The 12412-nt window shown below is 69.2% G+C and carries 13 protein-coding genes; 5 read left to right on the plus strand and 8 right to left on the minus strand.

Translation table 11 applies throughout. The features are described from left to right. Positions 1–111 precede the first annotated feature (111 nt). From argB to dapD, 3 genes are read left to right on the plus strand one after another with little or no spacing between them, the layout of a single operon-like run. Positions 112–1035, plus strand: a complete 924-nt coding sequence (gene argB, locus V7D63_RS09265) for an acetylglutamate kinase (protein WP_333591987.1) — start codon at positions 112–114, stop codon at positions 1033–1035. 28 nt (positions 1036–1063) lie between these two features. Then, positions 1064–1726: a pyrimidine 5'-nucleotidase gene (locus V7D63_RS09270; protein WP_333591988.1), complete on the plus strand. Its 663-nt coding sequence runs from the start codon at positions 1064–1066 to the stop codon at positions 1724–1726. Beyond that, entirely contained in the window at positions 1723–2580 is an 858-nt protein-coding gene (gene dapD, locus V7D63_RS09275; protein ID WP_333591989.1) for a 2,3,4,5-tetrahydropyridine-2,6-dicarboxylate N-succinyltransferase, read from the plus strand. Before V7D63_RS09270 ends, dapD begins: the two co-directional genes overlap by 4 nt. 176 nt (positions 2581–2756) lie before the next feature. Here the strand turns inward: dapD and prmC are convergent, their stop codons facing one another. Further along, positions 2757–3641 (minus strand): peptide chain release factor N(5)-glutamine methyltransferase, encoded by an 885-nt coding sequence (prmC, locus tag V7D63_RS09280; RefSeq protein WP_333591990.1) that lies wholly within the window; start codon positions 3639–3641, stop codon positions 2757–2759. A gap of 80 nt (positions 3642–3721) precedes the next feature. Here prmC and V7D63_RS09285 point away from each other — a divergent pair, with 80 nt between their 5' ends. Beyond that, the gene (locus V7D63_RS09285) at positions 3722–4945 is read left to right on the plus strand and encodes a YihY/virulence factor BrkB family protein (RefSeq protein WP_333591991.1); all 1224 of its coding nucleotides are present in this window, start codon (positions 3722–3724) and stop codon (positions 4943–4945) included. On the opposite strand, the gene prfA is transcribed toward V7D63_RS09285, so the two are convergent. Further along, positions 4942–6009, minus strand: coding sequence for a peptide chain release factor 1 (gene prfA, locus V7D63_RS09290; protein ID WP_333591992.1), 1068 nt, complete (start codon positions 6007–6009; stop codon positions 4942–4944). The genes V7D63_RS09285 and prfA overlap by 4 nt on opposite strands. A gap of 139 nt (positions 6010–6148) precedes the next feature. Here prfA and V7D63_RS09295 point away from each other — a divergent pair, with 139 nt between their 5' ends. After that, the gene (locus V7D63_RS09295; RefSeq protein WP_333591993.1) at positions 6149–6925 is read left to right on the plus strand and encodes a sulfite exporter TauE/SafE family protein; all 777 of its coding nucleotides are present in this window, start codon (positions 6149–6151) and stop codon (positions 6923–6925) included. On the opposite strand, the gene V7D63_RS09300 is transcribed toward V7D63_RS09295, so the two are convergent. The 6 genes from V7D63_RS09300 to ptsP form a co-directional block, all read right to left on the minus strand. Next, positions 6922–7527, minus strand: a complete 606-nt coding sequence (locus V7D63_RS09300; protein WP_333591994.1) for a glutathione S-transferase N-terminal domain-containing protein — start codon at positions 7525–7527, stop codon at positions 6922–6924. The genes V7D63_RS09295 and V7D63_RS09300 overlap by 4 nt on opposite strands. Next, the gene (locus tag V7D63_RS09305) at positions 7524–7799 is read right to left on the minus strand and encodes a type II toxin-antitoxin system RelE/ParE family toxin (RefSeq protein ID WP_333591995.1); all 276 of its coding nucleotides are present in this window, start codon (positions 7797–7799) and stop codon (positions 7524–7526) included. The genes V7D63_RS09300 and V7D63_RS09305 overlap by 4 nt, the downstream gene beginning before the upstream one ends. After that, positions 7799–7978, minus strand: coding sequence for a type II toxin-antitoxin system RelB family antitoxin (relB, locus tag V7D63_RS09310; RefSeq protein WP_333591996.1), 180 nt, complete (start codon positions 7976–7978; stop codon positions 7799–7801). The genes V7D63_RS09305 and relB overlap by 1 nt, the downstream gene beginning before the upstream one ends. A gap of 50 nt (positions 7979–8028) precedes the next feature. Then, complete coding sequence (ispG, locus tag V7D63_RS09315; protein ID WP_333591997.1) at positions 8029–9168, minus strand: flavodoxin-dependent (E)-4-hydroxy-3-methylbut-2-enyl-diphosphate synthase; 1140 nt, start codon at positions 9166–9168, stop codon at positions 8029–8031. Positions 9169–9220: 52 nt separating this feature from the next. Continuing rightward, entirely contained in the window at positions 9221–10399 is a 1179-nt protein-coding gene (locus V7D63_RS09320) for a helix-turn-helix domain-containing protein (RefSeq protein WP_333591998.1), read from the minus strand. A gap of 171 nt (positions 10400–10570) precedes the next feature. Further along, the coding region (ptsP, locus tag V7D63_RS09325; RefSeq protein WP_333591999.1) for a phosphoenolpyruvate--protein phosphotransferase at positions 10571–12412 on the minus strand (1842 nt) is incomplete at its 5' end.

Genomic DNA, 12412 nt, shown 5'->3' on the forward strand with positions numbered 1-12412 from the left:
GTTCGCCGTTTCCCCGGTCCCTGCCCGTCCGCCCTGCGCCTCGCGGCAACGACCCGAAACCGTCCCGGTTTGATCGTGACTTCGCCGCCCCCCGGCGCTATCGCACCGCTCATGCAAGAGACCGAACGCCAATCCGAAGAGCGCGGCTGGGCCACGGCGAGGACGCTGGCCGAGGCCCTGCCCTATATCCAGGTCTATGACCGCGAGACCGTGGTCATCAAATACGGCGGCCACGCCATGGGCGAGAGCGCCGTGGCCAAACAGTTCGCCGCCGATGTGGTGCTGCTGAAACTGATGGGCGTGAACCCGGTCGTGGTCCACGGCGGCGGACCCCAGATCAGCGCCATGCTGGACAAGGCGGGGGTCAAGTCGTCCTTCGTCGACGGCCTGCGCGTCACCGACGCCGACACCATGCAGGTGGCCGAAATGGTCCTGTCCGGCGCGGTCAACAAAGAGATCGCCGCCTGGATCACCCTGGCGGGCAAGGAGGCCGACGTGCGCGGCGTCGGCCTGTCGGGCAAGGACGCCGGTCTGCTGACGGTCGAGAAGACCCGTCGCACCAAGCGCGACCCCGACAGCATGATCGAACACGAGGTCGATCTGGGCTTCGTCGGCGAACCGACCAAGGTGGACGCCAAACTGGTGCAACGGCTGTTGGAATCCGACGCCGACTGGGTGCCGGTGATCGCCCCCATCGGCGTGTCCGAGGACGGCCAGACCTTCAACGTCAACGCCGACACCGTGGCCGGGGCCGTGGCTGGGGCGCTGAACGCCAAACGCATGCTGATGCTGACCGACGTGGAAGGCGTGAAGGACGCCAATGGCGAACTGATCCGCCAGATGACGCTGGGCGAAGCGCAGGCGCTGATCGACACGGGCGTCGCCACCGGCGGCATGATCCCCAAGCTGGAGACGGCCATGGCCGCCGTCCGCGCGGGCGTCGAGGCCGTGGTCATCCTGGACGGCCGCCGTCCCCACGCCATGCTGGTGGAGCTGTTCACCGAACACGGCGCCGGGACCCTGGTGAAGGCGTGAGCCGGAACCCGAAGGGAGTGAAGGCCTCTTGACCGACCTGTCTCACGTCTCGGTCTGGGTGTTCGACGTGGACGACACCCTGTACCCGCGCGAACAGGGGCTGATGTCGCTGGTCCAGGCGCGGATCAACGCCTATGTCGTCGAGGCCGTGGGTCTGGACCCCGCCTCGGCCCGCGTGCTGCAACGCCAGTTCCTGGATGAGCACGGCACCACCCTGGCGGGCCTGATGGCCAACTACACCATCGACCCCGAGCATTTCCTGCACGACGTCCACGACGTGCCGATGGACGGGCTGGAGCCGAACCCGCGCCTGGCCGAACAACTGAAGCGCCTGCCCGGCCGCCGCCTGGTCTTCACCAACGGTGCGCGCGACTATGCGGGGCGGGTGCTGGACCGGTTGGGGGTCACGGACTGTTTCGACGGTCTCTTCGCCATCGAGGACGCCGACCTGACGCCCAAGCCGGCGCCCTCGACCTTTCGCCACCTGATCGAACGGTTCGGCTTCGAGCCGCGCAGCGCCGTCTTCTTCGAGGACACGCCGCGCAATCTGGAACCGGCCAAGGCCCTGGGCATGACCACCGTCCTGATCGGCGACGGCCACGGCAAGCCCCTGGGCGACCACATCGACCACATGGCGCCCGATCTATTAGACTTCCTGACCGACCTGACCTTCAAGGACGCCGCCGCATGACCGATCTGTCGCATCTGGAATCCGTCATCGAGACGGCCTGGGAAGACCGCGCCGCCGTCTCGGCCGCCACCCACGGCGAAGTCCGCCACGCCGTCGAACAGGCCCTGGCCCTGCTCGATTCCGGCCAGGCCCGCGTGGCCTCACGCGGCGCAGACGGCGTCTGGACCACGCATCAGTGGCTGAAGAAGGCGGTGCTTCTGTCCTTCCGCCTGAACGACAACCAGATCCTGCGTCCTGGCGATCGCGGCGCTCTCAGCCACGCCCCCGGCGTCGGTCCCTGGTACGACAAGGTGCCCAACAAGTTCGGGGACTGGATGGCCTCTGACTATCAGGACGCGGGCTTCCGCTCGGTCCCCGGCGCCATCGTCCGTCAGGGCGCCTTCATCGCCAGAAACGTCGTGCTGATGCCCAGCTTCGTGAACATCGGCGCCTATGTCGACGAAGGCTCCATGGTCGACGCCTGGGCCACGGTCGGCTCCTGCGCCCAGATCGGCAAGAACGTGCACCTGTCCGGCGGGGCGGGCATCGGCGGGGTGCTGGAGCCGCTCCAGGCCAATCCCACCATCATCGAGGACGGCTGTTTCATCGGCGCTCGCGCCGAGGTGGCCGAGGGCGTGATCGTGCGCGAAGGTGCGGTCCTGGCCATGGGCGTCTATCTGTCCGGCTCGACCAAGATCGTCGACCGCGCCACCGGCGAGGTCTTCCGCGGCGAGGTGCCGGCCTATTCCGTCGTCGTGCCGGGCGCCCTGCCCGATCCGAACGGCGGGCCGAGCCTGTACTGCGCCGTCATCGTCAAGCGCGTCGACGCCCAGACCCGCGCCAAGACCGGCGTCAACGAACTGCTGCGCGACTAGGGTCTGACTGACAGATCCTCCCCCGTTCTTGACGGGGGAGGGGGACCACGAAGTGGTGGAGGGGGCGACCCCAGACACCGCACGTGAACTCGCCCCCTCCACCGCCTACGGCGGTCCCCCTCCCCCGCTTCGCTGGGGAGGATCAAATGGGAGCGACCCACGAAGAAATACGATCTCTACATCTTCGGGATCGGATTGGTCCGGGGGTCCGGGCCGTTGGTGACCACGCGGTCGCGGTCGGACAGGTCCTTGACCACCTTCACGTCCTGGAACCCCGCCTCACGGAACAGGGCGCTGACCGCCGCGCCCTGATCCCAACCGATCTCGACGGCGAAGACCCCGCCGGGCTTCATCACGCGGGCGATCTCGGGAACCAGTTCGCGATAGGCGGTCAGGCCGTCGGGACCGCCGTCCAGCGCCAGGCGCGGGTCGTGGTCCTTCACCTCGGGGTCCAGACCGTCGATGTCGTCGGACGGGATATAGGGCGGGTTCGACACCACCAGATCGAAACTGTGGTCGGCCAGGCCCGCCGCCCATTCGGTGCGCAGGAAGTCGCAACGTTCGCCCAGTCCCAGATTGGCCGCGTTCTCGCGCGCCACCGCCAGGGCCTCGGTCGAGACGTCGGTGCCCACGCCGCGCGCGCCCGCCCGCTCGGCCAGGATAGCCAACAGGATCGCGCCCGACCCCGTGCCCATGTCCAGCACGGTGAAGGCCTCGTTCGGGGCATGATGCAGCAGGGCGACGTCCAGGATGGCCTCGGTGTCCGGCCGGGGGCTGAGCACGTCGGGCGTGACGTTCAGCATGATCTTCCAAAAGCCCTTCTTGCCTAGGATGCGCGACACCGGTTCGCGCCGCAGGCGGCGTTCGACATAGCCGTCCAGCTCGGCCTGCTGTTCGGGCGTCACCGCGCGATAGGGGTCGGTCAGGATGTCGGTGCGGCTGGCGCCGGTCGCGGCCTCCAGCAACAGGCGGGCGTCGATCGACGGGCTGTCGATGCGGCCGGCCTTCAACAGGGCTTGCGCGGCCTTCCAGGCGGTCAGAAGAGTGGGCGTGTCGGTCATAGGGCGCACTTGGCGTGGCGGCGCGAGCTTTGCAAGCGGAACGCCGCACAGGCTGGGCCGTTCAGTCGGAGATGCCGGGGATGAGTCTGAAGCCGAAACACGCGAAACCCCTCGGACCCTGGGCGTGGATCGCGGCCGCTGCGGGCGGGCTGGCGGCGGGGGCTGGGGCCGCGCACCTGGTCTATCGTCACGGCCATCGGTACGGCGTCGAACTGCGCCGCGAACGCCCCGCCCCCGCGCCGCCCGCACCGCCCACGCCCGAGGATTTCGACGCCCAAGAGCCGGGGCGCGGCCGCTTGGCGACCCGGCCCCGAGAGATTCCGAGAAAGGGTTGGACCGACATCCTGTGGCGCTGGGGCGCCAGCTATTTCGGCGACCGGGTCGGCTTCGTCGCCGGGGGCGTGACCTTCTTCGTCATGCTGTCGCTGTTTCCGACCCTGGCGGCGCTGGTGACGATCTACGGCCTGTTCGCCGACCCGACGGACGCGGTGGCGCGGCTGCATTTCCTGTACGGCGTCCTGCCGCCGGGCGTGGCCGAGTTCATCGGCGGCGAGATGCAGCGCCTGGCCCAGGATTCGACCGGCCAACTGACCTTCACCCTGGTCTGGACCCTGCTGTTGTCGCTGTGGACCGCCAACGGGGCGGTCAAGGTGCTCTTCTACGGCCTGAACATCGCCTATCACGAGGTCGAGCGGCGCCACCCGATCCGGTACAATCTGATCTGCATGGCCTTCACCGTCTCTGGACTGGCGGCGGTCTTGCTGTCAGCGGCCCTGGTGGTGGGGGCGCCGCTGGTGCTGGGGACGTTCGGCCTGGCCGAGGAATGGGCGCATCTGACCCCGCTGCGCTGGCCGGTGTTGCTGTTCGTCTATGGCGCGGCCCTGACCCTGGCCTATCGCATCGGGCCGTGCCGAGAGCGGGCGCGCTGGCGCTGGCTGATCCCCGGCGCGATCGCCGCCGCCCTGCTCAGCCTGGTGCTGTCGCTGGCGTTCAGTTGGTATCTGCAGACCTTCGTGCGCACCGCCTCCTACGGCCCGCTGGCGGCCATGATGGGCTTTCTGCTGTGGACCTGGCTGTCGGTTCAGATCGTGCTGATGGGAGCCGAGCTGAACGCCGAGATCGAGCACCAGACGGCGATCGACACCACCACGGGCGATCCTCGTCCCATCGGCGAACGCGGGGCCGTTGTGGCCGACACCGTGGGTCCCCGGCGCGGCAATCCCGCCGCCCTGGCCTTCACCTTGAAACACGCCGAGGCCCTGTCCGACCGTCTGCTGAAGCGCCGGGCCAAGCTACGGCCTTAGCCGAACTCCGCCTCCAGATCCGCCAGGCGCGCCGCCTGGTCCTCGGCGATCAGGGCGTTCAGCAGGGCGTCGAGGTCACCCTCCAATATCTGCGGCAGACTGTGCAGGGTCAGGCCGATGCGGTGGTCGGTCACCCGCCCTTGCGGGAAGTTGTAGGTGCGGATGCGTTCCGACCGGTCGCCCGAGCCGACCTGGGACTTGCGCGCGTCGGAACGGGCCAGATCCTTGGCCTGGCGTTGCTGGTCGTACAGGCGGATGCGCAGCGCCTTCATAGCCTTGTCCCGGTTCACGTGCTGGGACTTTTCCGAACTGGTGGTGACGATGCCGGTGGGCAGGTGGGTGATGCGCACCGCCGAATCGGTCTTGTTGACGTGCTGGCCGCCCGAGCCGGACGACCGGAAGGTGTCGATGCGGATGTCCTTGTCGTGGATCTCGATCTCCACGTCCTCGACCTCGGGCAAGACGGCGACGGTGGCGGCCGAGGTGTGGATGCGCCCGCCCGCCTCGGTCACCGGCACGCGCTGGACCCGGTGCACGCCGCTCTCGAACTTCAGCCGGCCGAAGACACCGTCGCCGGTGACGGTGGCGATGATCTCTTTATAGCCGCCCGCATCGCCTTCCGAGACGCTGTCGATCTCGACGCGCCAGCCCAGGGTCGAGGCGTAGCGCGAATACATGCGGAACAGGTCGCCGGCGAACAGGGCCGCCTCGTCGCCGCCGGTGCCCGCGCGGACCTCCAGCACGGCCGAGGCGTTCTCGTCGGCGTCGCGCGGGGCCAGCAGCAGGGCCACCTCACGCTCCAGCACCGGCAGGCGGTCGTCCAGGACGTCCCGCTCCAGCGCCGCCATCTCGGCCATTTCGGGATCGGCCGCCATGATCTCCAGATCGGCCAGATCGGCGCGGGCCTTGGCCAGGCGGGCGACGGCGTCGGCCACGGGCTTGATCTCGGCGTGCTCCTTGGACAGGCGCACGATCTCCTGGCCGTCCGTGGCCGCGCCCATGCGCGCCTCCACCTCGTGGAAGCGGTCGAGCACCTGATCGAGCCGGGCCTGGGGCAGTCGCAAGTCGGGAATCCTGTGGCAGCGCAGGCGCTTCCTAGCGGGCGGCCGACGCCCTGTCGAACGCGTGATCGCAACCGTCGCCGTTCCGCGTCATTGTGCGCCCTGGCGAATCCTCCCTTGCCGCCTCAACCATGGGTCCGTCTTGGACGTCTTTCTGCTCTTTCTGTTGGTCGGCATCCTGGCCCAGGCCGTCGACGGCGCCCTGGGCATGGCCTACGGCGTCATTTCGTCGTCGGTGCTGCTGGCGTTCGGCGTGCCCCCCGCCATGGCCTCGGCCAGCGTCCACGCCGCCGAGGTCTTCACCACCGGCGCCTCGGCGACCAGCCACATCATGCACAAGAACGTCGACTGGCGGCTGCTGCGGCCGCTGGTCGTCGCCGGGATCATCGGCGGCGTCCTGGGCGCCTATCTGCTGACCGGGATCGACGGCGCCGTCATCAAGCCGTTCGTCGTGGCCTATCTGGCCCTGGTCGGGGCCTGGATCCTGTGGCGCGCCGGGCACGACATCCGGCCGCGCCGTCTGCCGTCGTTGCTGACCTGGCCGATGGGGTTGGTCGGCGGCTTCCTGGACGCCGTCGGCGGCGGCGGCTGGGGATCGACGGTGTCATCGGCCATGGTCGGGGCGGGGGGCGAGCCGCGCCGCGCCATCGGCACGGTCAATACGGCCGAATTCTTCCTGACCGTCGCCATCTCAGCCACCTTCGTCTGGAGCCTGGTCACCGGCCACTGGGCCGAGGCGGGCGCGTTGAAGAGCCAGGGCGCGGCCGTGGCCGGTCTTGTCGTCGGCGGCCTGATCGCGGCGCCCTTCGCGGGCTGGATCGTCAAACGGATCCCGCGCAAGGTCCTGACCTATGCGGTCGGCCTTCTGCTCATCGCGTTGGCGGCCTTCCAGGGCCTGCAACTGGCCGGCGTCCTCTAGCCGACGGCGTCAGGCCGGGTGTCGGCGAAGCTGGGCCGCGCCTCCAGGGCGGCCTGAAGCGCGACCAGCCTGGGCCGTCCGGTCTTCCAGTCGAACTCGGGGTGGCGGAAGCTGATCCAAGTGACGGCGCAACCGGCGGTGATCACCCCCATGTCCAGACGATCTGCCGACAAGTCGGCGGTCTCCAGCGCATTCAGGCACCGGCCCATGCGGTTCGACCAGCGGTCCATCCAGGCCTGCGAGCGCTCATCCTCGGGCCGACGCTTCTCCAGCACCCATTTGACGCCCATCTCCAAGGCGGCGTTCCCCAGCGTCTCGACCCGCTTGACCGCCCACCGTTCCGGTCCCGCCTCGGGCAGCAGCACGGCCCCCGATCCCAGCCGGTCCAGATATTCGCAGATCACCGGACTGTTGTTCAACGGCAGGCCGTCCTCAGCGATCAGAGTGGGCACCTGATCGACCGGATTCAGGGCCGCCAGCTCGGGCGCGGCGCCGTACAGATCGACCACCACCTCCTCGACCCGATCCGCCAGCCCCTTCTCACGCGCGACGATCCGGCATTTGCGGGCGAAGGGAGACGGGATGGTGATGTAGAGTTTCATGGGTACCGTTGTGTGGCGTGTACGACCCGCAGCAGGCGCACTGCATCGAGTTCGACACGATAGATGAGGATATAGTTGGGATGGACCACCGCTTCGCGTGTGTCCGGCTCACGTCCGACACGATACATGTGCGGATAGACGCCCAACCGCTCGGCGGCATCGACGATCAGATTACGGACCATCCTCGCGGCGCGCGGGTTCTGCTCACCGAGATAGGCGATCAACTGCTCCATGTCGGTCGTCGCCGTCTCCGACCAGACGGTTGGAAGCATCAGGCCTTTTTCTCGAATTTGGCCAGGACGGCGTCAATACGGGCCACCGCCTGGTCGTGCGGCACAGGCGGTCGTGTATCGGCCAGCGCCTCGCGCACCTTGGCTCTCACCCAGGCGTCATGCGCCTCGGCCTCTTCCGTGGTCGCGAACTCGCTGACGATGGGGTCCAGTTTGGCCATGAAACGGATAATGCGCCTCTGGGCGTCGGCCCGCAACCGACCGGCGGCCGCTACTCCGCCGTCTCGGTCCGCCGCGCGGCGTCCAGTTCGGCGGCCTTCTGTTCGACCAGATCGACGATGCGGTCGATCATCCCCGCATTGTCCTGTTTGAAGGCGATGGCGCCGTTCAGATAGACCATGCCCGCCCCCTTGCCGCCGCCGGTGAAGCCGACGTCGGTGTACAGGGCCTCGCCCGGCCCGTTCACCACGCAGCCGATGATCGACAGCGACAGGGGCGTCGAGACATGGGCCAGCCGTTCCTCCAGCACCGCCACGGTCGAGATGACGTCGAAACCCTGACGCGCGCAGGACGGGCAGGCGATGATGTTCACCCCTCGATGGCGCAGGCCCAGCGACTTCAGGATGTCGAAGCCGACCTTGATCTCCTCGACCGGATCGGCGGCCAGGGACACGCGGATGGTGTCGCCGATCCCGGCCCACAACAGATTGCCCATGGCGATGGACGATTTGATCGTGCCGGTGCGAAGCGGTCCCGCCTCGGTCACCCCGACGTGCAGCGGGCAGTCGATGGCCTCGGCCAACTGGTGATAGGCGGCGACGGTCAGGAAGGGGTCGGACGCCTTCACCGAAATCTTGAACTCGTGGAAGTCGTGGTCCTGCAGGATGCGGGCGTGGTTCAGCGCGCTCTCGACCATGGCCTCGGGGCACGGCTCGCCGTATTTCTCCAGCAGCTCCTTCTCCAACGAACCGGCGTTGACGCCGATGCGCATGGAGCAGCCGTGATCCTTGGCCGCCTGGATGACCTCGCGCACGCGGTCGGGCGAACCGATGTTGCCGGGGTTGATGCGCAAGCAGGCCGCGCCCGCCTGGGCCGCCTCGACGCCCCGCCGGTAGTGGAAATGGATGTCGGCGACCAGCGGGACCCTGGCCTCGCGGGCGATGGTCTTGAAGGCGGCGGTGGAGTCTTCATCGGGGCACGACACGCGCACGATGTCGGCGCCCGCCTCTTCGAGTCGGCGGATCTGGTCGATGGTCGCCCCGGCGTCTGAGGTCGGGGTGTTGGTCATCGACTGGACGGTGATCGGCGCGTCGCCGCCCACGGGCACGGCGCCGACCATGATCCGGCGGCTCTGGCGGCGCTCGATATGGCGCCAGGGGCGGATGTGGCCGAGGGCTGAGGGGTCGCTCATGTCGCCGCGTCTATAGGCGATCCGGCGGCGCGCGGCCACCGGTCACGCGATCTCACCCGACGGGCTGGGCCACGGAATTATAGGGCACGGGACCGGACGTCGCCGAGGCGCGGGGCGCGGGGGCGGGCGTGGCGGCCTGGGCCGTGGGCGCGATGGCCGACAGGGTCGCCTGGGCGGCGGCGGCGCGGGCGGCCTCGGCGCTGGCGGCCATCTGGCGCGCCATGACGGCGGCGCGGGCGTTCAACTGCTGCAACGAGGTTTGGGCCGCAGGCAGCCCTCCGCCGTGCTCACCGTTCAGATAGACGTCGAAGGCCGTCGGCTCGGAGGCGACGATGGTGGCCGTCACCCCGGCCGGAGCGCGCCAGGCCTCGCCCGCGCTCAGTTGGCGCGCGAACAGCACCCGGCCGTCGGCCATGCTGACCACCAGGCTGGCGGCCTTTCTGGCCTGGATCACCACCTGCGAGGCGGTGGCCGAGGCGCCATAGACGGCGCCGCGCGGATTGAAGGCCTTTTGCACCGGCCCGGCGTTGGCCGCGGCGGCTGCGGCCACGGCCTGGGCGTCGGCCGGATCGACGCCGGTCAACTGGGCCTCCAGACCGGGCGTGACATAGAGGGCGGGAATGGTCTGGTCCGGCGGCGCGGCGCGCGGGGCGGTCAGGCCGACCGCCTGGCCGGGCACGGCGCCCAGGGTCCAGCTCTCGGGAATGGAGACGATGTCCGACGGCGACGGCGCGCGCATCAGATTGACGCGCTGAAGCACGTTCCAGCCCAGCACCGCCACGGCGATCATGGCCGCCGCGCCGATCACGCGGGGGGAATAGCGGCGCACCTCTTCGAAGGCGACGCCGACCGGCGGCTGCAACGGCACCGAAGGATCAGGGCATTCGCGCTTGAACCGCTCGACCGCGAGCTGTTCGTCCAGACCCAGGGCGCCGGCGTAGGCGCGCACATAGCCGATCGAGAAGACGCGCGACGGCAGCGACGACCAGTCGTTCTGCTCCAGGGCGATCAGATAGCGGGTGTGGACGCGGGTGGCGACGGACAGTTCGGCCAGAGACCGGCCCGACAGCTCGCGCGCCTGGCGCAGGCCGTCCCCCAGAGTCGCGGCGTCGGTCACGGACGGCACGGGGTCCTTCCAGTCGGGATGGTTCCGAAACTCTTCGGGGACATTCCCCGTATCCAGCGCCATGACGCCCGACCCCACACTCGGCGCGGGGATGGCGAAACCCATCCGCGCCGTACTCGACCGCAACCCGTCATTCGATAGCACGCCATCGTGACGGATCGGGTCTCCCCCCGGAGACCCCGAAAAACGGTCTTGTGGATAACTCATTTCAGCCGCCCGATCAACGCTCTGTTAACCGCGTTCCGCAGCCGCCGGCCTGTGCCGGAGCGGGACGCCTCAGAGAGCGACGTTCAACTTGCGGGCCAGGCTTTCCAGTTCGTTGCGGATCGAGCCGGCGGACGAGCCGAGCAGGGTCTGCATCCCCTTCTTGGCGGCGGGCAGATCAGCCGACAGAATCATGCGCTTGACCGGTCCCACCCCGCCCGCCGGGGCCGAAAGCCGGGTGAAGCCCAGGGCGACCAGGGCGAAGGCCTCCAGCGGCCGTCCGGCCAGTTCGCCGCAGACCGAAACCGGCGTGCCCGTCTCGGCGCAGGCGGTCTGAATGGCCTGAAGCGCGCGCAGGGCCGGGGGCGACAGCGGATCATAGCGGTCGGCGACCAGCGGATTGGTCCGGTCGGCGGCGTACATGTACTGGAACAGGTCGTTGGACCCGATCGAGACGAAGTCGGTCAGCGGCAGCAGGGCGTCCAGGTGCCACAACAGACTGGGGCATTCGATCATGGCCCCGACGCGCAGCAGCTCCGGCAACGGGCGGCCCCGGCGACGCGCCCAATCGCATTCGATGTCGACCAGTTCGCGCGCGGCCCGGAATTCGTCGACCGTGGCGATCATCGGGAACATGACGCGCAGCTCGCGCCCCGCCGCCGCCGCCAGCAAGGCCCGCAATTGCAGCCGCAGCAAGCTGGGCCGGTCCAGGCCCAGGCGGATGGCGCGGCGGCCCAGGGCCGGATTCTCCTCCCGCTCGGTGGTCTCCATGTACGGCAGCACCTTGTCGCCGCCGATATCCAGGGTGCGGAAGATGACGGGCCGGTCGCCCGCCGCGTCCAGCACTAGCTTGTACAGGGCCGTCTGGCTGTCCAGGCGCGGCAGCTCCTCGGAGACCATGAACTGGAATTCGGTGCGGAACAGGCCGATGCCCTCGGCGCCCGTCTCCCTCAGATTCTCCAGATCGACGGCCAGACCGGCGTTGGTCATCAGGGTGATGCGCGTGCCGTCCAGGGTCACCGCGGGGGTGTCGCGCAGGGCGGCGAACTCGGCCTGGCGCTGACCGCGCACGACCATGCGCGACTTGACCGCCGCGATCATGTCGGGACGGGGCCGCAAATAGGTCTCGCCGGTCTCGCCGTCGACGATGACCAGATCGCCTTCGCTCAGGCGGTCCCGCACCCCCATCAGGCGGCCGACGCAGGGGATTTGCAGGGCGCGGGCGACGATGGCCGCATGGCTGGCGGCCGAGCCTTCCTCCAGCAACAGGCCGCGGATGCGGTGACGCGGATACTCCAGCAGGTCGGCGGGACCCAGGTTGCGGGCCACCAATATGGCGTCGTCCGGCAGGTCGCGGTCGCCCGGCTTGTCGCCCGCCAGCACCCGCAGCAGCCGGTTGGCCAGGTCCTCGAAGTCGTGCAGCCGTTCCTTGATGTAGGGGTCGCGCGCCTGGGCGAAGCGGGCGCGGTGTTCGTTGCGCACCCGGTCGACCGCCGCCTCGGCCGTCAGGCCGCCGCGCACCGCCTCTTCCAGCGACCGGTTCCAGCCCCGGTCGTCGGCGAACATTCGATAGGTCTCCAGCACCTCGAACGACTGGCCCGCCAGCTTGCCCTGACCGCCGTCCAGCATGGCGTCGATGCCGGCCTTCAGGGTGATCAGCGCCTCGCGCAGGCGGATCTCCTCGACCTGCTGGTTCTCGGCCAGCAGCCGTTCGGGCGGCAGGGGCGCCTCGTGCAGGACGACATGGCCGATGGCCAGGCCTTCGGCGAACCGCTGGCCCTTCAGCCGCTCGGGCCGGTGCGGCGCCACCTCGATGTCGCGCAGCTCCTCCTGGCCCAGCAGTTCGCCCGAGGCGACGGTTTCGGCCAGGACCATGGCGATGGTCTGGATGTCCTCGACCTCGTCCTCGTCATA

The organism is Brevundimonas sp., from assembly GCF_036732845.1.
GTDB lineage: Bacteria > Pseudomonadota > Alphaproteobacteria > Caulobacterales > Caulobacteraceae > Brevundimonas.

Excerpts from the sequence above, each read along its gene's own strand:
- argB (WP_333591987.1), top strand. The coding sequence starts at position 112 with ATGCAAGAGACCGAACGCCAATCCGAAGAGCGCGGCTGGGCCACGGCG.
- dapD (WP_333591989.1), top strand. The coding sequence starts at position 1,723 with ATGACCGATCTGTCGCATCTGGAATCCGTCATCGAGACGGCCTGGGAA.
- prmC (WP_333591990.1), bottom strand. The coding sequence starts at position 3,641 with ATGACCGACACGCCCACTCTTCTGACCGCCTGGAAGGCCGCGCAAGCC.
- V7D63_RS09285 (WP_333591991.1), top strand. The coding sequence starts at position 3,722 with ATGAGTCTGAAGCCGAAACACGCGAAACCCCTCGGACCCTGGGCGTGG.
- V7D63_RS09300 (WP_333591994.1), bottom strand. The coding sequence starts at position 7,527 with ATGAAACTCTACATCACCATCCCGTCTCCCTTCGCCCGCAAATGCCGG.
- V7D63_RS09305 (WP_333591995.1), bottom strand. The coding sequence starts at position 7,799 with ATGCTTCCAACCGTCTGGTCGGAGACGGCGACGACCGACATGGAGCAG.
- relB (WP_333591996.1), bottom strand. The coding sequence starts at position 7,978 with ATGGCCAAACTGGACCCCATCGTCAGCGAGTTCGCGACCACGGAAGAG.
- ispG (WP_333591997.1), bottom strand. The coding sequence starts at position 9,168 with ATGAGCGACCCCTCAGCCCTCGGCCACATCCGCCCCTGGCGCCATATC.
- V7D63_RS09320 (WP_333591998.1), bottom strand. The coding sequence starts at position 10,399 with ATGGGTTTCGCCATCCCCGCGCCGAGTGTGGGGTCGGGCGTCATGGCG.